Origin of the sequence: Urinicoccus massiliensis, from assembly GCF_900120405.1 — a bacterium.
Lineage (GTDB): Bacteria > Bacillota > Clostridia > Tissierellales > Peptoniphilaceae > Urinicoccus > Urinicoccus massiliensis.
In genome coordinates this window covers 602778-623450 of the sequence record NZ_LT635492.1, presented here as the reverse complement: position 1 = coordinate 623450, position 20673 = coordinate 602778, and the positions used below count along the sequence as shown (strand labels likewise).

Here is a 20673-nt window from a genome sequence, read left to right as displayed (position 1 = left end):
CTAGGAAGCAAGATCAATCATATGATTTAGGACCGGCAGGGATAAAACCGTGCCGGTTTTTTTATTGGAGCAGTATTTGGAAAAATTCTTGGCAAATAGGCGGGGAACTTATGATTTTTTTGTTTGTTTTTAGGGAATAGGGGTACATAAATGATAACGGGTTCATTATAAAAATTCCCGAAATATTGTAAGTTGAAAGATTTGAATCAGGACAACCGGGAGAGGTTTTACAGACTGAAAGTCATCAAAGGGGGACTGGAATTTTATCATAAATTCCAAGAAGTATTCTGTAAGAAAACCTTTGACTTAAAAATACTATTGTGATAGTATAGTCTCACAGTATAGTATAAATTTATTTAGGGTATGATTCAAGAAAAGGAGGCAAACATGTTATTTAAAACCACTGAAAAGCACGAAGAGTTTAGAAAAAAAGTGCGTGAATTCGCAGAAGCTGAAGTAAAACCTATTGCTTTTCAACTCGATCAAAATAACGAATTCCCAGAAGAAATTGTCAAGAAAATGGCATCGGAACTACACATCATGGGGATTCCCTATCCCAAGGAATATGGTGGACTAGGAGAAGATGTAATTTCTTACGCCATTGCCGTAGAAGAACTGTCAAGAGTTGACGGTGGTGTAGGAGTTATCTTATCTGCCCACGTTTCTTTAGGTTCCTATCCAATTGAAGCCTTTGGTACAGAAGAACAAAAGAAAAAATATCTAGTACCTCTAGCTAAAGGGGAAAAAATCGGTGCTTTCGGTTTAACAGAACCTGAAGCTGGTAGTGACGCCGGTGGAACTCAAACCACAGCCGTCTTGGAAGGCGACCACTATATCTTAAATGGTGGTAAGATCTTTATTACCAATGCTCCCTATGCAGACACCTATGTTGTCTTTGCTGTAACTCACCCAGGTATTGGAACTCATGGTATTTCCGCCTTTATCGTTGAAAAGGGCTGGGAAGGATTCACCTTCGGAGACCACTATGACAAGTTGGGTATCCGGTCATCCTCTACAGCTGAATTGATTTTCAACAATGTTAAGGTTCCAAAGGAAAACCTACTTGGTAAAGAAGGCCAAGGTTTCCGGATTGCTATGCAAACTCTTGATGGTGGTCGGATTGGGATTGCCTCTCAAGCCCTGGGTATTGCCCAAGGTGCTTATGAAGCTGCCTTAAAATATGCCAAAGAAAGAATCCAATTTGGCAAGCCCATTGCTGCCCAACAAATCAACTCCTTTAAACTTGCTGAAATGGCTACAAAATTACGGGCTGCTCGTTTCTTAATTTACAGTGCCGCTGAAATGAAACAAAACCATGAAAACTTCGGTATGGAAGCAGCTATGGCCAAGAAATATGCTTCAGATAAGGCTCTTGAAATCGTCAACGATGCTCTCCAAATCCATGGTGGTAACGGCTACTTGAAGGGTATGGAAGTTGAACGCTTCTACAGAGATGCCAAGATTACAACGATTTATGAAGGAACCAACGAAATCATGAATGTTGTTATTGCATCCAACATTGTTGGTCGTCTCGGCAAGCCCTCCCATGCAGGTGGAGCCAAGGCTGTTGCTAAAAAAGACGGTCCCATTACCGGGGAACGTAAAAGAGAAATTATCCAAGCAGACAATCCGCAAGAAGCGGTAGACACCCTGGTTGCTAACCTGAAAAAAGACGGTTATGACTTCAGTGTAGGTATTCCAATGGACACTCCAGTTTATGATGCTGAAAGAGTTGTTTCTGTAGGTAAGGGAATTGGTGGAAAAGAAAATCTTCACTATGGAGAAGAATTAGCCAAGGCTGCAGGAGCTGCCCTGGGTGGGTCTAGACCTGTTGCAGAAACCTTGAAGTTAATGCCCCTAGACCGCTATGTGGGTATGAGTGGTCAAAAATTCAACGGCAACCTATATATTGCCTGCGGTATCAGTGGAGCAAGCCAACACTTAAAGGGAATTAAAAATGCCTCTACCATTGTTGCCATCAATAAAAACGCCAATGCCCCCATCTTCAAAAACTGTGACTACGGAATTGTTGGAGACATGTTTGAAATCATGCCCCTATTGGCCAAGGCCCTGGGTACTGGCGAAAAAAAGCCGGCACCTCCAATGAAAAAGGTCCGTCGGTCTAAACCGAGAAAACTAGCTCCCAACCACAAAGTTATGGTATGCCCAGGTTGTGGTTATGAATACAAACCCGACGAAGGAGATGCGGAAGCTGAAATCGATCCGGGAACAAGCTTTGAAAAGTTACCTGACGAATGGACCTGTCCAAACTGTCAAGAAGAAAAACAAAACTTTATTGAAGAAGAATTCCCAGCTGATCGTAAGTAAAAAGGAGGAAATGCATGTATTGCGTACGCAAGGTACAAGATGACCTATATTATGTTGGCGGCAATGACCACCGTCTGGCACTTTTTGAAAATATCTTTCCAATTCCAAGAGGGGTTACCTACAACTCCTATCTCTTGTTAGATAAAAAAACCGTCCTATTCGACTCTGTAGACTGGTCCATTGCCAAAGAATACCTTCGCAATGTTGAAGAAGTTCTAGCTGGTCGTGAATTGGACTACATGGTCATCCACCATATGGAACCAGACCATGCCGGAGCCATTGACGAAATTGTTTTACGTTACCCCAATGTAAAAATTATTTCCAGCGAACAAGGCTTCCAAATCATGCGGCAAATTGGCTACCATGTAAAAGACGAACAAAGCATTATCGTGAAAGAAGGCGACACCATTTCCTTCGGTAAACACGAATTTTTGTTCCTAGAAGCTCCTATGGTTCACTGGCCGGAAGTTATCCTAAGCTTTGACACCACTACAGGCACCCTCTTCTCTGCAGATGCCTTTGGTAGTTTCGGAGCCTTGGACGGAAAACTCTTTAACGACGAAGTCAACTTCGAAAGAGACTGGCTGGATGATGCTCGTAGATACTACACCAACATCGTTGGTAAGTATGGTCCCTTTGTTGAAGATGTTCTTAAAAAAGCATCCACTGTGGACATCAAGATGATCTGCCCTCTCCACGGACCTGTTTGGAGAACAGACATTGCTTGGTTCATTGACAAGTATATCCACTGGGCAACCTACGAACCCGAAGAAGAAGGGGTTATGATTGCCTATGCCTCCATGTATGGAAATACAGAATATGCAGCCCAAGCTCTTGCTTCCGCTCTTTGCGAACGGGGCATGACCAATGTGGTAGTCTATGATGTATCCAATACAGATGTTTCTCAATTAATTTCTGAAACCTTCAGACTTTCTCACCTGGTCCTGGCTTCTGTAACCTACAACCTGGGAATCTATCCAAAGATGAAAAACTTCCTAGTTGACCTTGAAGCCCTGAATGTTCAAAACAGGACTGTTGCCCTTATCGAAAATGGATCTTGGGCATGTACAGTTGGGGACAAGATGGAAGAATATATGGATGAAAACCTCAGAATGTTTGACATTTTAAATGAACGTGTAACCTTAAACACTTCCTTAAATGAAGCAAACGAAAATGACATGAATGCCCTGGCAGATTCCATTATTGAATCCATGAAAAAAATAAGAGAAATCAAGGAAAAATCTGCAGAATAAGAAAAAGATAAGAACCGGCCTGCCCCCTGGGGTGGGTCGGTTTTTTTGTGGCTGAAAGGCCTTGCCTAAAAAAACAATAAAAAGATGAAAAAAGAAGGATTTAATTTTCCCTAGACCCTTTTCATAAGGCCGGCTATCATATAAAATAAAAGGGATTACGATGAAAACTCTATCTACTGGAAAGCTTTAGCCCGGCTTGTTGGAAAGTTTTTCTTGTGCTATGATAAGTTAGAGTGAAAGGAAAGGGAATCGGAATGAGGAAGTATCGAAAACAAGAACATATAGAAAATTATTTAAGGGCAACATACCAAGGGGATCCTTTATTTAAAGATGTTTTTATAGAACACTATTCCATGCCCGACTTTGCTTATGACGACATTGATACGGGAATGACCTTTATGGGCAAGGACATAGCCTTCCCCTTGATGATTAATGCCATTACCGGGGGCACAGACTTTGCTGAAACCATCAATAGGAACCTGGCCCAGCTGGCCAAGGACTTTAAGATTCCCATGGCTGTGGGATCTCAAACCATTGCCATTGAAGACGACGATGCCATTGAAAGCTTTGCCGTAGTTCGGGAAATTATTGGGTCCCAAGGCCTGGTCTTTGCCAACATCAACGGCCTCTTGGGCTTGGAAGAAGCAAAAAAAGCTGTAGATATGATTGGGGCCGATGCCCTGCAAATCCATTTAAATCCCGGCCAAGAATTGATTATGGAAGAGGGAGACCGGGACTTTAGGTCCATAAGAAAAAATATCCGGGACATCGTCCAAGGCTTGGACCTTCCCGTCATTGTCAAGGAAGTGGGCTTTGGCATGAGCCCCAAGGTCATCCAAGACCTCTACGACCTGGGGGTCCGGACCATAGACCTGGCAGGCTTTGGTGGAACCAACTTTTTTGAAGTGGAAAACCTAAGATATCCCGAAGAAGACTTTTCGGAACTCTTTAACTGGGGGAACCCCACGGCCCTTTGCCTGCTTTGGGCTAGAGAGATGAAAAAAGACGACCTGACCCTGGTGGGGTCCGGAGGGATCCGGGGGGCTGAAGACTGCCTTAAGGCCCTGGCCCTGGGGGCAGATATCTGTGCCATGTCCGGAGAACTTTTGAACTACTTGATCCATGGAGGCTATGATTACGCCGCTGAATTCTTGAGTCAACTAATGCATAAAATGAAAATTCTCATGATGCTGACCAATTGTAAAAAAATCCAAGACATCCATGACCTGTCCTTTAGCATCAAGGGAGACTTAAAAGACCTCTATGAGGGTCGACAATAAATTGAATAAGATGAGAAAAAGATAAGGGTGGCCTAGCCACCTTTATTTTTTATTTAAAAATTTTTTTGCCATTTTTTTGTAAGACAGGAGAAAAGCTTGGAAAATAGACCTTTAAAAAAGAAAAAATAAATAAAAAAAGTTTACAAAAAGCCTTGACACATTATAGGGGTATGGGTATAATAGTAAATGAAAGATGAGCAATGGCTCATATGAATATTGATTAATTTATCTAAGGAGGATGCAAAAATGTTATCTTGTGGAAGCATGAAAAAAGGTGAAATTTACAAATGTCAAGACTGTAGTTTTGAAATCAAAGTAATCAACGAATGTGATTGCGATCATGACGAACCATGTCAAGACAACCAAGCTAGCTGCTGTGACTTCACTTGCTGCGGCAAGCCAATGGTTCGCAAATAAGATGAATGAAAAGGGGGCCTTTTAGGAGGCCTCTGGATCCTAAAATCTTGAGCAAGAGCAAGGCCGGATGATGAAAAATGACGAAAAAATTTTTACAAAAGCTCTTGACGAACAATAGGGGTATGGGTATAATAATAGATGAAAGATGAGCAATAGCTCATATGAGAATTGATTGATTTATCTAAGGAGGATTTAAAATGTTATCTTGTGGAAGTATGAAAAAAGGCGAAATTTACAAATGTCAAGACTGTAGTTTTGAAATTGAAGTAATCAACGAATGTGATTGCGATCATGACGAACCATGTCAAGACAACCAAGCTAGCTGCTGTGATTTCACTTGCTGTGGCAAGCCAATGGTTCGCAAATAAGACCGACCTGAAAAGGGGCCTCCAAGGAGGCTCTTTTTTTATTGGGTCCAAGAAGCTGGAAGGATTGACCAGGTCTTAGGGGCTGGATTTCCCGGCTTGAACATTTGACTTGTAAAAGAAAATACTGGGAAAAAATAAAACGCTTGCTAAAAAGCACAAGCTTGTTTGCCTAGAAAAGCTAAAAGTTAAATAAAGGGGGAAAAGAAGCCGTAAAGTATCTATATAACTTGACCTTAGTTCATATATCTCATATAATGAGAGCAAGAAGATTAAAAGATAGAGTTAGGAAAGGAGCGATTATGAGAAAACGCAAACAGATCACCCTTTTTTTAAGCTTGATTTTACTTTTAACCGGTCTACCGGAAGTAAGTCATGCAGCAGGCTTTAAGGATATTCAAGGCCACTGGGCCCAAAAGAATATCTTATGGGCTGAAAAAGAAGGCTACATGAAGGGCTATCCTGATGGAACTTTTAGACCCAATGCCCCTATTACTAGGGCGGAATACTATCGACTGACCAACCAATTTATTAAAAAAAATACCAATAAGATTAGCGAAGAGGCCCCTATGGCCATGGGAAGCCTTGGTTATTCCGATGTGAAGCCTACAGATTGGTTTTATAAGGAAGTGCAGTTGGGGGTTCAAGCAGGCTATATTGATCCCGGCAAGGAGAAGGAAGTTTTAAATCCTACAGAATCTATTCTTCGGGAAGAGGCTACTTGGATTTTTGCTAAAAATCAAGACCTGGAGGAAAAGCCACAAGCTGCTCAAACCATGGTAGACTACCGAGAAATTAGTGAAAATTACAAGGGCCTGGTAGGGGCTGCCATAGAAAAGAAGATTATCCATGGTAATGAAAAGAAAGAGTTTATGCCCAAGAAGACCCTAACCAGGGCGGAAGTGGTAACCATAATTGCCCAATTCTTATATCCTGACGGGGTGCCGGGACCGGATCCAAAGCCCAGTCCGGGTCCTCAGGGAGCCTGGTATTGGTCTTTCAGCAATTCCACTCCCAACTTTACCAAGGGTTACCAGGTAAACGGAGACCTTTTGAACCAGTATGGTAAATATTTCTCCACCAGTGATGTTGGAATTATCCGCCAACAAATGAGGAAGGGCTGGGGCGGATCTTGCTATGGAATGGCTGCCACAGCGGGTCTTTACAAGGAAGGCCGCCTGCAAGTTAACAACTTAAACACACCCAGTAAGGGGAAAATTCAAGAAATTGAGCCTCAAGGAAACTACAAGGCCCAATCCATCATTAATATTTTTCAATTGTCCCAACATGCATCCAGTGTCCGGAACAAAAAGAATGACTATGGATCCAGCTGGAACTATCCCTGGATTAAGAAAAATACCAATGACCTGGGGGCCTATGGGAGCAGTCTAAAGCAAATGATCAACCAAGCTAAGGCGGAAAACACAACACTCCAACTGGCTTATTTTTGGCAGCAAGATGGCCGAACCCTGGGACATGCCAATACTATTTATGACTACCGGGAAGAGCCGGGGAAATTAATCCTCAAGGTTTATGATCCCAATTATCCGGGGTTGGACAACAAGGAAGTAGTTATGGACCTAAAGCAAGGAAGCATGAGGGCTGTATCGGCATCCAATGCCGCTAGCGGAGCTAGGACCATTAATATTTCCAGGTCCTATGCCCTAGCTACGAAAAAAGTTATGGAAGGAGTGGGGCAGGTGCCTGCTGAAGAAAGCCAAGTGCGGGTCCTGGTTTATGGGGACAAGACAGTGGTTCTAAAATCCGGCAGCGAACGCTGGGTTCTGAGTCCCGATAAGGGAGAGGCAGGAATTGATTCCAAGACCTATACCTACTATGTACCCAAAAGGGATGCCTATATCATCGAAGGTCAAGGAGCCTTAAACCTAACCATTGCAGGTAAGGACTACAGTATTGGTTTTGATACGGATGGCTTCACCAAGGGGATGATTACCCCAAGGTCCATTAACCTGGAAGGACAAAAGGGAAATTATGTCTTGAATGTATCCAAGGACCAAGCCAATAAAAACTTTAAATGGCAGGGTATGGAAGTTTCTGGTAAGAACGGTCGCAGGGTAGCCTTGACTAAAGAAGATTTTGGCTTTACCCTGAGGGGGGACCAAATTACAGGCAGTAAGATTACCGGCCTGGACAAGTTCCAAGAAAATGCACAGACCTTTAATGGAAAAGATAGGATGGTGCAAATCCGTCAAGATCAAAATAGGATAAAACTTGTTCCTAACAAGTACGGTAACTATGATACTCTTCCGGACTTAGAAGATGACCTTGTAGGTTCCTGGATTGGGCGAGACAGCTATAGCAAGAACAAAATTGCCTATGAGACAGAATCCACCCTCTTTATTACAAAGATGGGAAATGGCCGTTATAAGATTATAAAAAGGGTAGAGGTTCCTGCCCTTAGAGAATCCTATGTTCTAGAATACAGTCCTGTTCGCTTCAACCAAGCCACCAGGGAATTAGAACTTAGGAGGACAAATTGTCGGGTTATCTCCGGAGATAAAAATATTAAGGGGGCAAATATAGGCCCAGTTCTCAGAGCTGGCCAGCTAAATACCCAATATAACAATGGACGGACAGCCCATTATACCCGCTTCTAAAATTCAATAGATAAGAGAACAGGCACTTAATTAACCATGCTGGGGTCCCTTTAGACTCTGGCATGGTTTTTTTAGAAAAGGACAAAATTCAGGGGGAGATTGGATATTTGGAGTATTTAAGAGACCTAAGATATTGTATAATAGCAATAAAGGAGATGAAAATAAAAATGAAAAATTTAGAAAAAATAGATGGCTTAATAGGCAAGACCCCCCTGGCAAAGATTGACTATTCCTACCAAGGACGGGAAGGGACCCTCTATGCCAAGTTGGAATACTACAACCTTTCGGGTTCTGTCAAGGACCGGATGGCCTGGTACATTTTGAAAAAATCCTACGAACAAGGTCTAATCAAGGAAGGGGACACCATTGTTGAAGCAACTTCCGGCAATACGGGAATTGCCTTTTGTGCCCTGGGGGCCTATACGGGAAATCCGGTAATTATCTTTATGCCGGACTGGATGAGCCAGGAAAGAAAGAAGTTGATCTCCTCTTTTGGGGCGAAGATCATCAATGTCTCCAAGGAAGAAGGGGGCTTTTTAGGGTCCATTGACCTGGCAGACAACTACCAAAAAGACCACGACCATGTCTTTTTGCCCCATCAATTTTCCAACCCATTAAATACCCAAGGCCAGTATGAGTCTCTGGGCAAGGAGCTGGTGGCAGACCTTGAAAGAAATGGCCTGGTTTGTGACGGCTTTGTAGCCGGGGTTGGCACTGGCGGTGTCATTACAGGAGTGGCTAAGGCCATTAAGGAAGTCAATAAGGGGGCCAAGGCCTTTCCTCTGGAACCCAAGGAATCTCCCACTCTTTCCACCGGCTACAAGGTGGGGTCCCATAAGATTGCCGGCATCAGCGACGAATTTATTCCAGACCTGGTAAAGGGAAAGGACCTGGATGACATCGTCTCTGTCTATTCTGACGATGCCATCCTCATGGCACAAAAGCTGGCTAGAAGGGGCCTGGGTGTTGGAATTTCATCTGGAGCCAACTTCTTGGGGGCCATTTTGGCGGCAGAAATCCTGGGCCAGGACAAGGTCGTGGCTACAATCTTTTCAGATGACAACAAAAAATACCTGTCTACTGACTTGATGAAAGACATCTCCGTTGAAGAAGACTTTATTTCCAAGGATATAGAAATTCTGGATATTCAAGCAATTTAAGGAAGATCCCTTGGGGGATTATGGTAAGAAAAGAGATAAAAATAGAAAAGTGGGGTATAGATAAAATAAACTAATAAATATGAGGTGAAAATATGTATGATTTAATTATAATTGGTGGAGGCCCTGCAGGACTCAGTGCAGGCCTCTACGGGGCTCGCGCTCGAATGAAGACCTTAATTATAGAAAAGGAAATGGCCGGGGGGCAAATGAACAAGACCCTGGATGTGGAAAACTATCCGGGGATTCCTGACGGCCATACTGGCATGCAATTGGCCATGCGGATGGAGGACCAAGCCAAGTCTTTTGGCGCTGAAATCAAGCATGAAACAGTGGAGTCTGTGGACTTAAAGTCCCAACCCAAGAAGGTTAAAACGGACCAAGGGGAATACCAGGCTGCTTGTGTCATTATCACCACTGGGGCCAATCCCAGAAAGTTGAATGTACCTGGAGAGGAAGAATTTGCCAGCCGGGGAGTCAGCTATTGTGCCACCTGTGACGGGGCCTTTTATGAAGGGGCCGATGTCTTTGTCATTGGTGGTGGGGATGCGGCAGTGGAAGAAGCCAACTTCTTAACCAAGTTTGCCCACAAGGTCTACCTGGTCCACCGTAGGGACCAATTAAGGGCGGCCAAGTCCTTGCAGGAAAAGATCTTTAACAATGACAAGGTCGAAGTCCTATGGGACAGTGTCCTCAAGGAAATTAAGGGAGAGGGAACAGCCCAAGAAGTCTTGATTGAAAATGTCAAGACCAAGGAAGTCAAGAGCTTCCGGTCCTCTACAGACTACAAGGGAGTAGGGGTCTTTATCTATGTAGGCTATACCCCCTTGACGGACTTTTTAGCAGGCCAGCTGGACCTGGCCAATGGCTATATCCCAACAGACGACAAGATGCAAACCCAAATTCCTGGAGTCTATGCAGCGGGAGACATCCGCTATGAGGGCTTTAAGCAAGTGGTGACAGCAGTAGGGGAAGGAGCCACAGCAGCCATGGTGGCGGAAAAATATATCGACAACTTGTAGTCCTGATGGAAGGGGTCCAGTCTATTGAAAATGTTTTTCCTTTATGATAGTATTAAATTGAGAGAAGACAAGACTAGCAGGTCTTAGAATGGCCCAATCAAATACGGTAGTGACTGAACCTTTTATAGGGGAGGTTCCAAGTCATTGCCGTATTTTTGGGTTAAAAATAAGACCGGGAACAGGCTTTAAATCCGTAGAGGCTGTTTTATTAGCTTGTACATATAGGGGGTAGATTAAAATGATGGAAAAAAGACTACGCTGTGAAAAGTTAAAAGATAAGTTAATGACGGCAAAGGAAGCGGCAGCTTTTGTAAAAAAAGACATGACCATTGCCACAAGTGGCTTTACACCTGCTGGTTATCCCAAGGCCATTCCCTTGGAATTGGCCCGAAGAGGTGAAGCCGGGGAGAAGTTAAACCTAACCGTCATTACAGGGGCTTCTGTTGGGCCTGAAATTGACGAAAAAATGACAAATGCAGGAGTGGTTGCCCGTCGTTTCCCCTATCAAACAGACCGGACCCTCCGCAAGGCCATTAATGACGGCAAGGTCAAATACCAGGACATGCACCTGTCCCATGTGCCCCAACAATTAAAGGCGGGCTTTTTAGGCCATATTGACCTGGCCATTGTGGAAGTGGTGGCCATTACGGAAGAGGGCCACTTGATTCCCTCCACCTCTGTTGGTCAAACCAACATCTGCGTGGAAATGGCAGACCAGGTCCTGGTGGAAATCAACACCAGCCAACCCCTGGAATTGGAAGGTATGCACGACATTACCGAGTTGCCCCTTCCACCCTACCGCAAGCCCATTGACTTGACTCGGCCGGAAGAGAGAATTGGCAAGCCCTATATTGAATGTGATCCGGACAAGATTGTAGGGATTGTAGAATGTGATATTCCTGACTCTCCGGCTCCCATTGTGGAACCCGACCAGGTCAGTATTGATATTTCCAAAAACATCATTCGCTTTTTAAAGGAAGAAGTCAAGGCAAGGAGGTTACCTAAAAACCTCCTGCCCCTCCAATCTGGAGTGGGCAATGTAGCCAATGCAGTCCTAAAGGGCATTAGCGATTCAGACTTTGAACACTTGACGGTGTATTCTGAAGTCCTACAAGATGGAATTATTGACCTCTTAATTGCTGGAAAGGTGGACTATGCTTCCGGCACCAGCTTCACCCTGAGTCCTGAAATGAATGCAAGACTGGGAGAGGAACTGCCCAAGATCAAGGACAAGGTCATCTTAAGACCTGTTGAAATATCCAACAATCCTGGCTTAATCCGACGTTTGGGGGTTATTGCCATCAACACTGCCTTGGAATTTGACATCTATGGCAATGTCAACTCCTCCCATGTTTCTGGGACCAATATGATGAACGGCCTGGGAGGATCCGGGGACTTTACCCGGGGTGGCTACCTGTCCATTTTTACGACCCAATCCACAGCCAAAAAGGGCCTGATTTCTGCAATAGTTCCCTGTGTCCCCCATGTAGACCATACCGAACACGATGTCATGGTAGTGGTAACGGAACAAGGCTATGCAGACCTCCGGGGCTTGGACCCAGTGGAAAGGGCCAGAAAGATTATTGAAAATTGTGCCCATCCAGACTACAAGGCCCAATTGGAAGACTATCTAAACCGGGCCATCAAGGAAAGTCCGGGGCAACATACACCCCATATTTTGTCGGAAGCTTTTTCCTGGTATGACCGGTTAAAGGAAACCGGCACCATGAAAATAGACCAATAGAAGGGCTGGATAGGCAAGTCTGGTCCAAAAGGAGAATCCATTAAAAACTAAGGAGAGATTATGGTTCCCATTCGTATACTGGTAGCCAAACCCGGCATGGATGAACATGACCGAGGGGCACGAATCCTGTCTTATCGCTTTAGGGAGGCAGGAATGGAAGTAATTTATACCGGACTGAAGCAAAGTCCTGCCCAGATTGTGGCGGCAGTTCTCCAAGAGGATGTAGATGCCTTGGGAATCAGCATCCTATCCGGAGACTCTAAAAAACTTTTAAGCGAAATTCTATCCTTATTAAAGGAAAAGGACCTATTTGAAGACCTCTTGGTCTTTGCCGGAGGAATTATTGACGAAAAAGACCTTCCGGCCTTGAAAGAACAGGGCCTGGCCCAGGCCTTTCCTCCCGGGACAGACCTCAATGATGTGATCCTTTTTGTAGACCAACACATAAAAATAGACAAGGAGTAGGCCATGGATCTTGTAGAAAAATTAATGGCAGGTAATGAAAAAGCCTGTGCAAGATGTTTATCCCTTGTAGAAAACCAAAGAGATGGTTACCTGGACCTTTTAAGGGCCATCCGTCCTCATGGAAAGGAGGCCTACCGGGTGGGCTTTACCGGCCCAGCAGGTCAGTCTAAGTCAAAACTTTTGGCAGACCTATTGGAAGAATACCTCAAGGAGGACAAAAAAATTGGCCTTGTCTTAATGGGGCCATCCAGTCCCAGGACTGGGGGAGCCTTTCTGGGCAACCGGGGCTATTTTTCTCAATTTGCCCAGGATAACCGGGTCTTTGTCCGGTCAGTAGCCTCCCGGGGCCACCAGGGAGGAATTTCCTATGCCCTGGCTGGCATGGTGGAGATTTTAGATGCCTATGGCTGTGACTTGATTCTAGTAAATGGCCTGGGAGGTCCCCTGGACACAGACTTGGCTTCCTTGGTGGACTGCCTGGTGGATGTGGTTGCACCATGTCTGGGTCAGGATATGGACATGCTGAATGCAGGAAGTATGGAGCAGGCCCAACTCTTTTTTGTCAACCAAGGGGATGGAGACCAAGGAGAAAAAACCAGGCTGGATATTGAAATGATGTTGGACCTCCAGGAAGACCGGGAGGACAGGCCCCTGGTTTTAAATTTTAAGGACCAGGGCCCTGGGGCTTTGAAAGAGGCCCTGGACAAGTACCAAGACCACCTGGTAGATAGGGGAAAAAGACCGAGACAAAAGTTAAAACAAGAAGTCTTGGAGGTCCAAGGCCATATGGCTCGCTATTTAAAAGAAGACCTAGCCAGGGTCATCTGCCAGGAACAAGGGGCCATTGAAAAGGCCCTGGAGGAGGGGGAGGACCCCTTAAGTCTGGGAGAAGGGCTTTTAAAAAAATATTTTAAATGACTTTTGGACCAAGACGGCCAGGCTTGGATTTTTTTCTAGCTTCTTAGGATAATTTATGCTATAATTTTTACCTGAGTAAGTCATTCAATCGCATGTGTAAACATGAGGAAAGTCCGTGCTCCATAGAGCAAGGATGCCGGATAACGTCCGGTGGAGGCGACTCTAAGGCTAGTGCAACAGAAATATACCGCCACAATGTGGTAAGGGTGGAAAGGTAAGGTAAGAGCTTACCAGCAACTTGGAGACAAGTTGGCTCTGTAAACCCCATCCGGAGCAAGACCAAAAAGGATCAAAAGGTGGCTGCTCGTCACCTCCAAGAGGTAGGTCGCTGGAGGTATTTGGCAACAAATATCCTAGATAGATGATTGATAAAACAGAACACGGCTTATAGACTTGCTCATACATACAAGTCCATATTTTGTAAGAAAGTCAAAATTTCTTTGATATTTCTTAGGAAAAACAAAAAAAGTTGGAAAAGTCGTTACTTTTTTGTAACTTTTTGTTGTAATTTTGAAACCTTTTTGTTATACTTTTATATATGAAAGTTGACCAAAAGGTTTTAAGTTTTTTATAGAGATATTAAAGGAGTTTAATTGTGAAAAAACCGCAGTTGAAAAAGACCCTAGGGCTGGCAGCTCTATGCGCTGTAGCACTAGTAGGCCTAAAGGATACTGGTATCTTACTTAGCGACCACACTACAACTTTAAATAGTGGTAAGACTTTAAGCTTTGCAGCAGAAGAAGAAGTCAATATCATTGGAGAAAAAGAAGGCATCTTTACTGTGAAAAAGGGAGATGCACAAGTTTCCATTCCAAAAAACAAACTGATCAAAACAGAAGGCAGTGAAAAAACCTTCATTACTAAGAAAAATACACCCATTAAATCCAATGGCAAGGTTCTTAGAAACCTATTTTTAGGAGAACAAGTGAGCCTGGCCCAAGACCGCAATGACGGCTATGTCGTCAAGACAAAAGATGGATTAACCGGTCTGGTATCCAAGGATGCCTTGGAGGCAGCGGGAACAAGTAACTACATAACCAAGGGGACTTCTAAGGTAGACAAGACCTTAAAGAACAACAACAAGACCCTAGTAGTGAAAAAGAACCAAGAAATTTCCATTATTTCTTTTGAAAAGGGAAACTTCGTTCTTATCAACAACACCGGGGATGCCTTTTATCTTCCCCTGGCAGATGTTCAAATTGACGGAAAAGACATTGCACCAGCAAGTCCTACACCAGTCAAGACAGTAGCCAAAGCAGTTTTACCAGAGGTTAAGGAAGAAGTTGCCCCTGCAGACGGGTCAAAATCTTCCAGAGTTCTTGCTTCCTTGGAAAACAAGTTGGGTTCCACCTATGTTTACGGGGATACAGGATCCGCCGGATATGATTGTTCCGGTTTAGTTTATGCCATTTACAAAAATGAGCTAAACATCAATGTTCCAAGAACATCCAGTGCCCAATCCCAATATGGCAAGCAAGTTTCTAAGGACCAACTCCAAGCAGGAGACCTAATCTTCTTTGCCACAACAGGTACAGGCAATGTCAGCCACGTTGGTGTCTACATTGGCAATGATGAATTCATCCATGCAGCCAGCGGCCAAGGCAAGGTTGTTAAAAACAAGTTAACTGAAAAATACTATACACAAAACTTTGTTAACGCAACCAGAGTTTTATAATTCGATTCTTTTATTCCCGATCTAGTCTTCTAGGTCGGGAATTTTTTGTGTCTAAAAAGGGCCAAAATTGGAAAAAGAAAGTCCGGATTTTTGAAAACTTGATTGATTTTGTATAAAACAACCTGCTATACTAGGATTAGGCATTATATTTATTGATAAGGAGGAATATCCATGGTCTTATTTTTAATTGGACTCGGTATTTTACTGCTAGGAGGCTTTGTTTACGGGAAGTATTGTGAACGGGTCTTTGGGCCAGATGACCGAGAAACTCCCGCTGTAAAACTTGCAGACGGGGTGGATTATGTTGGTATGAAAAAATGGAGAAACCAACTGATTGAACTATTGAATATTGCCGGGACCGGCCCTATCTTAGGCCCCATTCAAGGAATCTTGTTTGGACCCATTGCCTTTTTAACCATTCCTATTGGTTGCGTCTTGGCAGGCTCTCTCCACGATTATTTTGTGGGGATGATTTCCATGCGTAATGACGGGGCCCAGGTACCCAAGCTGGTAACCCGCTATTTGGGAAATGGAACCAACAAGGTCTACAATATTATTATTTGGATCTTGATGCTCTTAACCGGGGTTGTCTTTATCTATACTCCGGGGGACTTGATTGTCAATGACGTCCTGGGCCTGGACATCCATGGGAATGTGATTTGGATTGTCTATGCTTGTATTTTACTCTATTATATCCTGGCCACCCTCTTTCCCATTGATACCATTATCGGACGTATTTATCCGATTTTCGGCGGCTTTTTAATTGTGTCCGCCCTGGGAGTTTTGGTGGGGGTCTTAATGGATGGGGGAGCCAGTCTCCACCCCATTACAGAAGGCGGACTGATCTCAGTCCATCCCACAGGCCAATCCTTTATCCCAGTCTTTTTCATCACTGTAGCTTGCGGGATTATGTCCGGATTCCATGGATCTCAAGCAACCTTGATTTCCAGAACAGTCATGGATGAAAGGGAGGGTCGTCAAACCTTCTACAACATGATGTTGGCCGAAGGCTTTATTGCCATGGTTTGGGCAGCTGGTGCCATGGTTCTCTTTAACCGGTCTGCAGCAGTGGACACTTCTGCCACCTTGATGGTGGGCCTCATATCCAAGGAATTTATGGGTAAAATCGGGGGGCTCATTGCCATTATCGGGGTTATTGTTCTGCCCATTACCAGCGGGGATACGGCTTTTCGGTCCCTACGCCTGATGATTGCAGAGCAGTTTAAGATTGACCAACAAAAGAAGATTAAGCGGGTTTTCTTATCCATTGTGATTTTCATTCCTGCTGCGGCCATTCTCTACTATGCAAAAAGCAATAGTGAAGGCTTTGCCACCCTTTGGCGGTATTTTGGCTTTGCCAACCAATTGGTTGCAGTCTTTGCCCTCTTGATGGTGTCTACCTACCTCAAGGGCAATGGAAAGAACTATTTCATCTCCCTCCTACCAGGGATGTTTTACACCTTTATCGTTTCCAGCTATATCTTCCACGACCCCAAATTGGGCCTGAACTTTGATGGCCGCTTGGGCCTGGAAGGCTATACTGGGTCCTACCTGGTAGGCCTGGTCTTTGCCCTTCTTTTTGCCTGGTTTGTAGCATATTCAGCCAAAAAGAGAAAAGACATGATTTTAGATTAAGAAAAGGGCCCCAAGGCTCATTGAATTAGGGACTTTAGAAAAACTGATTTAAATGGCAAGAGAAAAGGCTATGAGTTTAATGCTCACAGCCTTTTTCTTATATACTCTTGAAAGTATTATCTGAGTTCTCATTTTTTGTTTTAAGACCACTTTTTATTGCAAGTAAGACACCTGCAATTATAAATACAAATACTATTAATATAGGAGTATAATTAATATTTATTAGCAGCTCTTTTATTCCAAAGCCTAATTCATATTTGCTACTATAGGCTCTTAACACAATGCCTATAGAAAACATAAAGATATATGCTAAGAAAATATTTTTAAATAATATTTTTACTTCAGAAAATACCATCTTTTCAACCTGTTTTTCTGTCATTCCAGTAGTTTATAGAAGTTTAAAATCATTTGCTCTCGCTTTAAGGTTGCCTTTAAAACTATTATAGGCATTAGAAAGAGCGATGGTTATAAGAATAATTTGTATGCCAAGATTTAAAAGTTTTTCATTTCTTGTCTGTTCTTTATTCATAGCAGCTCTTATAATTTCTGTAGAAGTACCATGATCTGATTTTGGAAAATAGGTCGAAATCACTTTTTCGGCATCTTCAAATACTTTTTCTTTATTTTTATCGGCTTTGATTTTTACAAAATAATAATATACAGGATCAGCTTCATCAATTCCGTACTCATCTATAAAATTTCTTAGACTACTTTCACTTGTGTAAATAGCTATTTCATTTGACTTATATGCCTCTAATTCATAAGGCATCTCTTCTATAGATTCGTCAATTCTTATTTTCATAGCCTTTGCCTTTTCATTTCGTAAACACCAACGATAGTATATGTCTTTTTATTTTCAATAATCCTAGAACCTAAATCGTACTCCTTATTTTTTATTAAAAATCTCTCTGGTACTAAAAGTTCATTTGAATTTTCTGGTTTTCTTCCATTTTTGATTTCATAGCCGAGAAGACTTTCAGAATCTCCATGGTCATATATAACTGCATTGAAGTCTGTATTAATAATTTTATTCAAAGAAACTTTTTCTATATCTGTATCATTTTTTAATTTATCATAAAAACTTTCGTCAATTTCAGCTATATCTACATGATAATCTCCAATAGTTTTCTTTACATATTCATACTGTTCAATGTTCATTGAGTAGAAAATAAAAATAACAGTTCCTAGTAAAATTACTGCTAAAAGTATGGAAATTTTAATGGCTAGTGCGTCTTTTTTATTATTTTTAACAGCTCCACTGGCAAGATCATTAATAATTTTCATATTTAAAATAGATATTTTTAAAACTAGATAAATATTACGTTTAGATTAAATAAAAACAACTTTAAATATTGTTGCCGGGTGATGTGATAAAATTAAGGAAAGAATAAGTTGAAGGGGAGGTTTTAGATATGAAAAAGATGCAAAAGATTTTATTATTTATATTTGCGTTTTTAATCGTTTTGGGAGCGGGCAGTGACTCTTACGCATTTTCTGCAAAGCTAGAAAAAAAGGTAAAGCTTAACAAAAGTTCATTTCTTTCAGATATGGCAGTACATAAAGGCAAGCTATACTACACAGACGTAAAGATAACCAACCAGGAAAAAGACAGTAACGGCAACCTTTATGGAGGAAACTGCTATGTCAAAGTATATGAAAAGGATTTAAAAACGGGCAAAACTACTTTGATAAACTCCTATGACTCTTATAATTTATCAGCAAAAGACATTTCATTTAAAGTATTAAGTGACGGGAACCTATACATGATCTACCATCTAGGTGGAGGTTTTATGGGAAGTGATTTTGTCTACGGTCTAACTGGACCTAATAAGGGCAAAAATATTTTGACATATAACTATGGGAATTTTCAATTTGATAGTGATAAAAAATCTATAATCATAACTCCTACAGGGGCATATAGTGGAGATATTGTTAGAGAGATGAATGGAAAAAAATATTCTCAAACAAAGGCAGAATCTTACAGTGGCGTATATTTCCTTGAATCTTTAAAGGGGAAAGGTCAAGCATTTAGCTATGCTGATAAATATTCTGCCCTTAGAGGAGACACTCTCTATCTAAAAAAAGATTTAGGCACAAAAGATAATTTTAATGCATATGATTTGATAGCTTTTGATCTTGAAACAGAAGCTGAAGCTTGTCTAGCTGAGGGTATCCATTCTATGTTTATGGGAAAAGATGAGATCTACTTCTTAAAGGATATACCTACTACCAAAGATATGGCTGAGCCTCAAAAGATGCTTTATAAATATGATTTAGCTTCAAAGATAACGACTCTTTTAAGCAAGGGGAATAATCCTTACTATGATATTCTACCAATCGATGGAAATGTATTCTTTGTAGATGCTGGAGGATATTTTACGGATGGTAAAAATCCAAATCTATTTATGGCTAAGGGCGATGGAAGTGGAACAAAGAAATTATACTCAAATGTAAATGAGGTTGTATCTGATGGCGAAAAAATAGCTGTGGTTATAAGCAATAAAAAGGGAACAAATATAGATTTTATAGATGGTCATGGAAAGAAAATTGGTAAAGTCAGTGTCCCACAAACTCACGTCAGTGTGCATTTGTCAGGAGATGAATGTATAGTATGGTCTTGGCAAAACCGCTGTGTAAATTATTATAAATTAAATAAATAATTGATTTATTCTAAAAGATTATATTTTAGCTTATAAATAATAATCTTTAGAGTTTTATTTAGAATATAGAATATCAAAAAAATGGCGGCATATGTCGCCATTTTTATAGGCTAGGGAAATCTTGCAAAAGGGAAGAAAGTATGGTAAGATAATTCAGTAAGAACTGTTATTTAACGGTGGTTACCGATTCAATTGGTAGTTTTTATCTGATGCAGGAAGTGTGACCGTGCCCTATAAGTGCCTGATGTGGGATTTTTCGTGGCCTTAAAATGCTTCTGTTGGCTCAGAGTTTTTACAAGAAAAAATCATCTAAACAAAAAAGCATCAACACCATCCGAAGATTGCGCGATTAGGAAAGCCTAAGACAGCAGTCTTTTTTGCTTTTTCTAATCGTAAGATTAGGAGTGAAATTATGCTCAGTGGGATACTGAGACGCTTAGAAATTACGAAAGATGATTTGTTGAAGATTTCTCTTGGATGTGCCATTATGGCCTTTGGGGTCATAAACATCCACGAGCCCTCTCAGATTACCGAGGGGGGAGTCCTGGGTCTGGGCCTCTTTTTAAAGAAGGTCTTTGGCCTTAACCTGGCCTATACCTCCATCCTCTTGGATGGTCTATGCTATGCCTTGGGATTTTCCATCCTAGGCAGGCCCTTCTTAAAGAGGTCGGCTGTGGCGACACTGATGTTCTCGATTTTTTATGGGATCTTTAACCAAGTGGGGCCGGTCTTACCGGACCTGTCCCAGCTGCCACTTTTGGCCGCCATTGCCGGTGGAATTTTTATCGGCTGTGGTTGTGGGATTGCCATTACTGCCGGGGGTTGTGCCGGAGGCGATGATGCCTTGGCCATGGTAATTTCGAAAAAAACCAAGTGGCCCATTGCCCGGGCCTACTTGCTGACGGACTTTGTGGTTTTGGCCCTGTCCTTGACCTACATCAGTCCCGGACGCCTGGTTTTTTCCTTTCTAACCACCCTGGTATCGTCCTATTTAATTGGACAATTCGAGCTTAAAATGCAGGTACCGGCCTGGCAGGTTAGCCAAGGAGGCCTGGGGAAAAGTGCATAAGATAAAAATCCACCCCAGGGTGGATTTTTCTTTTTAGATGAAATCTATGTTAAGGATGGGAATTAGG

14 protein-coding genes, 1 other RNA gene and 2 pseudogenes are annotated in these 20673 nt (G+C 42.4%); 15 read left to right on the top strand and 2 right to left on the bottom strand.

Annotated features, from left to right (window positions below; translation table 11 throughout):
* Nucleotides 1-387 precede the first annotated feature (387 nt).
* The 13 genes from BQ7400_RS03365 to BQ7400_RS03310 all read left to right on the top strand — a co-directional run bounded on the left by BQ7400_RS03365 (nucleotide 388) and on the right by BQ7400_RS03310 (nucleotide 16877).
* The gene (locus tag BQ7400_RS03365; protein ID WP_072469477.1) at nucleotides 388-2328 is read left to right on the top strand and encodes an acyl-CoA dehydrogenase family protein; all 1941 of its coding nucleotides are present in this window, start codon (nucleotides 388-390) and stop codon (nucleotides 2326-2328) included.
* A gap of 14 nt (nucleotides 2329-2342) precedes the next feature.
* Nucleotides 2343-3581 carry an FprA family A-type flavoprotein gene (locus BQ7400_RS03360; protein WP_072469476.1) on the top strand — a complete coding sequence of 413 codons (1239 nt, stop codon included), beginning with the start codon at nucleotides 2343-2345 and terminating at the stop codon, nucleotides 3579-3581.
* A gap of 254 nt (nucleotides 3582-3835) precedes the next feature.
* Nucleotides 3836-4861 (top strand): type 2 isopentenyl-diphosphate Delta-isomerase, encoded by a 1026-nt coding sequence (fni, locus tag BQ7400_RS03355; protein ID WP_072469475.1) that lies wholly within the window; start codon nucleotides 3836-3838, stop codon nucleotides 4859-4861.
* 696 nt (nucleotides 4862-5557) lie between these two features.
* Complete coding sequence (locus BQ7400_RS10570) at nucleotides 5558-5725, top strand: hypothetical protein (RefSeq protein WP_180371945.1); 168 nt, start codon at nucleotides 5558-5560, stop codon at nucleotides 5723-5725.
* A 220-nt stretch (nucleotides 5726-5945) separates the two neighbouring features.
* Nucleotides 5946-8261 carry an S-layer homology domain-containing protein gene (locus BQ7400_RS03350; protein WP_072469474.1) on the top strand — a complete coding sequence of 772 codons (2316 nt, stop codon included), beginning with the start codon at nucleotides 5946-5948 and terminating at the stop codon, nucleotides 8259-8261.
* A gap of 167 nt (nucleotides 8262-8428) precedes the next feature.
* A complete protein-coding gene (locus BQ7400_RS03345; protein WP_083553258.1) occupies nucleotides 8429-9421 on the top strand; it encodes a PLP-dependent cysteine synthase family protein in 993 nt (330 codons plus the stop codon).
* A gap of 92 nt (nucleotides 9422-9513) precedes the next feature.
* Entirely contained in the window at nucleotides 9514-10440 is a 927-nt protein-coding gene (gene trxB, locus BQ7400_RS03340) for a thioredoxin-disulfide reductase (RefSeq protein WP_072469473.1), read from the top strand.
* A gap of 241 nt (nucleotides 10441-10681) precedes the next feature.
* Entirely contained in the window at nucleotides 10682-12184 is a 1503-nt protein-coding gene (gene scpC / locus BQ7400_RS03335) for a succinyl-CoA:acetate CoA-transferase ScpC (RefSeq protein WP_245759400.1), read from the top strand.
* Nucleotides 12185-12244: 60 nt separating this feature from the next.
* The gene (locus BQ7400_RS03330) at nucleotides 12245-12649 is read left to right on the top strand and encodes a cobalamin-dependent protein (RefSeq protein WP_072469471.1); all 405 of its coding nucleotides are present in this window, start codon (nucleotides 12245-12247) and stop codon (nucleotides 12647-12649) included.
* A 3-nt stretch (nucleotides 12650-12652) separates the two neighbouring features.
* Nucleotides 12653-13567 carry a P-loop NTPase family protein gene (locus tag BQ7400_RS03325; protein ID WP_072469470.1) on the top strand — a complete coding sequence of 305 codons (915 nt, stop codon included), beginning with the start codon at nucleotides 12653-12655 and terminating at the stop codon, nucleotides 13565-13567.
* Nucleotides 13568-13639: 72 nt separating this feature from the next.
* Nucleotides 13640-13971, top strand: an RNA gene (gene rnpB, locus BQ7400_RS03320) — RNase P RNA component class A.
* Nucleotides 13972-14162: 191 nt separating this feature from the next.
* A complete protein-coding gene (locus BQ7400_RS03315) occupies nucleotides 14163-15242 on the top strand; it encodes a C40 family peptidase (RefSeq protein ID WP_072469469.1) in 1080 nt (359 codons plus the stop codon).
* A 171-nt stretch (nucleotides 15243-15413) separates the two neighbouring features.
* On the top strand, nucleotides 15414-16877 hold the full coding sequence (locus BQ7400_RS03310; protein ID WP_072469468.1) for a carbon starvation CstA family protein: 1464 nt from the start codon (nucleotides 15414-15416) through the stop codon (nucleotides 16875-16877).
* A gap of 97 nt (nucleotides 16878-16974) precedes the next feature.
* Here BQ7400_RS03310 and BQ7400_RS10995 read toward each other — a convergent pair.
* Nucleotides 16975-17676 (bottom strand): annotated as a pseudogene (locus BQ7400_RS10995) (FtsX-like permease family protein); the annotation flags it as partial.
* Nucleotides 17677-17696: 20 nt separating this feature from the next.
* Nucleotides 17697-18161: pseudogene (locus BQ7400_RS10990) on the bottom strand (hypothetical protein); the annotation flags it as partial.
* Nucleotides 18162-18289: 128 nt separating this feature from the next.
* Between BQ7400_RS10990 and BQ7400_RS03290 the strand changes: the two are divergent.
* Both BQ7400_RS03290 and BQ7400_RS03285 read left to right on the top strand, forming a co-directional pair.
* Nucleotides 18290-19537, top strand: coding sequence for a hypothetical protein (locus BQ7400_RS03290; protein WP_245759398.1), 1248 nt, complete (start codon nucleotides 18290-18292; stop codon nucleotides 19535-19537).
* 412 nt (nucleotides 19538-19949) lie between these two features.
* Nucleotides 19950-20606: a DUF6198 family protein gene (locus BQ7400_RS03285; protein ID WP_072469464.1), complete on the top strand. Its 657-nt coding sequence runs from the start codon at nucleotides 19950-19952 to the stop codon at nucleotides 20604-20606.
* Nucleotides 20607-20673 lie beyond the last annotated feature (67 nt).

Coding starts and splice junctions, on each gene's coding strand:
- BQ7400_RS03290 (WP_245759398.1), top strand. CDS start 18,290: ATGAAAAAGATGCAAAAGATTTTATTATTTATATTTGCGTTTTTAATC.
- BQ7400_RS03360 (WP_072469476.1), top strand. CDS start 2,343: ATGTATTGCGTACGCAAGGTACAAGATGACCTATATTATGTTGGCGGC.
- BQ7400_RS03285 (WP_072469464.1), top strand. CDS start 19,950: ATGCTCAGTGGGATACTGAGACGCTTAGAAATTACGAAAGATGATTTG.
- BQ7400_RS03345 (WP_083553258.1), top strand. CDS start 8,429: ATGAAAAATTTAGAAAAAATAGATGGCTTAATAGGCAAGACCCCCCTG.
- fni (WP_072469475.1), top strand. CDS start 3,836: ATGAGGAAGTATCGAAAACAAGAACATATAGAAAATTATTTAAGGGCA.
- BQ7400_RS03330 (WP_072469471.1), top strand. CDS start 12,245: ATGGTTCCCATTCGTATACTGGTAGCCAAACCCGGCATGGATGAACAT.
- scpC (WP_245759400.1), top strand. CDS start 10,682: ATGGAAAAAAGACTACGCTGTGAAAAGTTAAAAGATAAGTTAATGACG.
- BQ7400_RS03325 (WP_072469470.1), top strand. CDS start 12,653: ATGGATCTTGTAGAAAAATTAATGGCAGGTAATGAAAAAGCCTGTGCA.
- BQ7400_RS03310 (WP_072469468.1), top strand. CDS start 15,414: ATGGTCTTATTTTTAATTGGACTCGGTATTTTACTGCTAGGAGGCTTT.
- BQ7400_RS03350 (WP_072469474.1), top strand. CDS start 5,946: ATGAGAAAACGCAAACAGATCACCCTTTTTTTAAGCTTGATTTTACTT.
- trxB (WP_072469473.1), top strand. CDS start 9,514: ATGTATGATTTAATTATAATTGGTGGAGGCCCTGCAGGACTCAGTGCA.
- BQ7400_RS03365 (WP_072469477.1), top strand. CDS start 388: ATGTTATTTAAAACCACTGAAAAGCACGAAGAGTTTAGAAAAAAAGTG.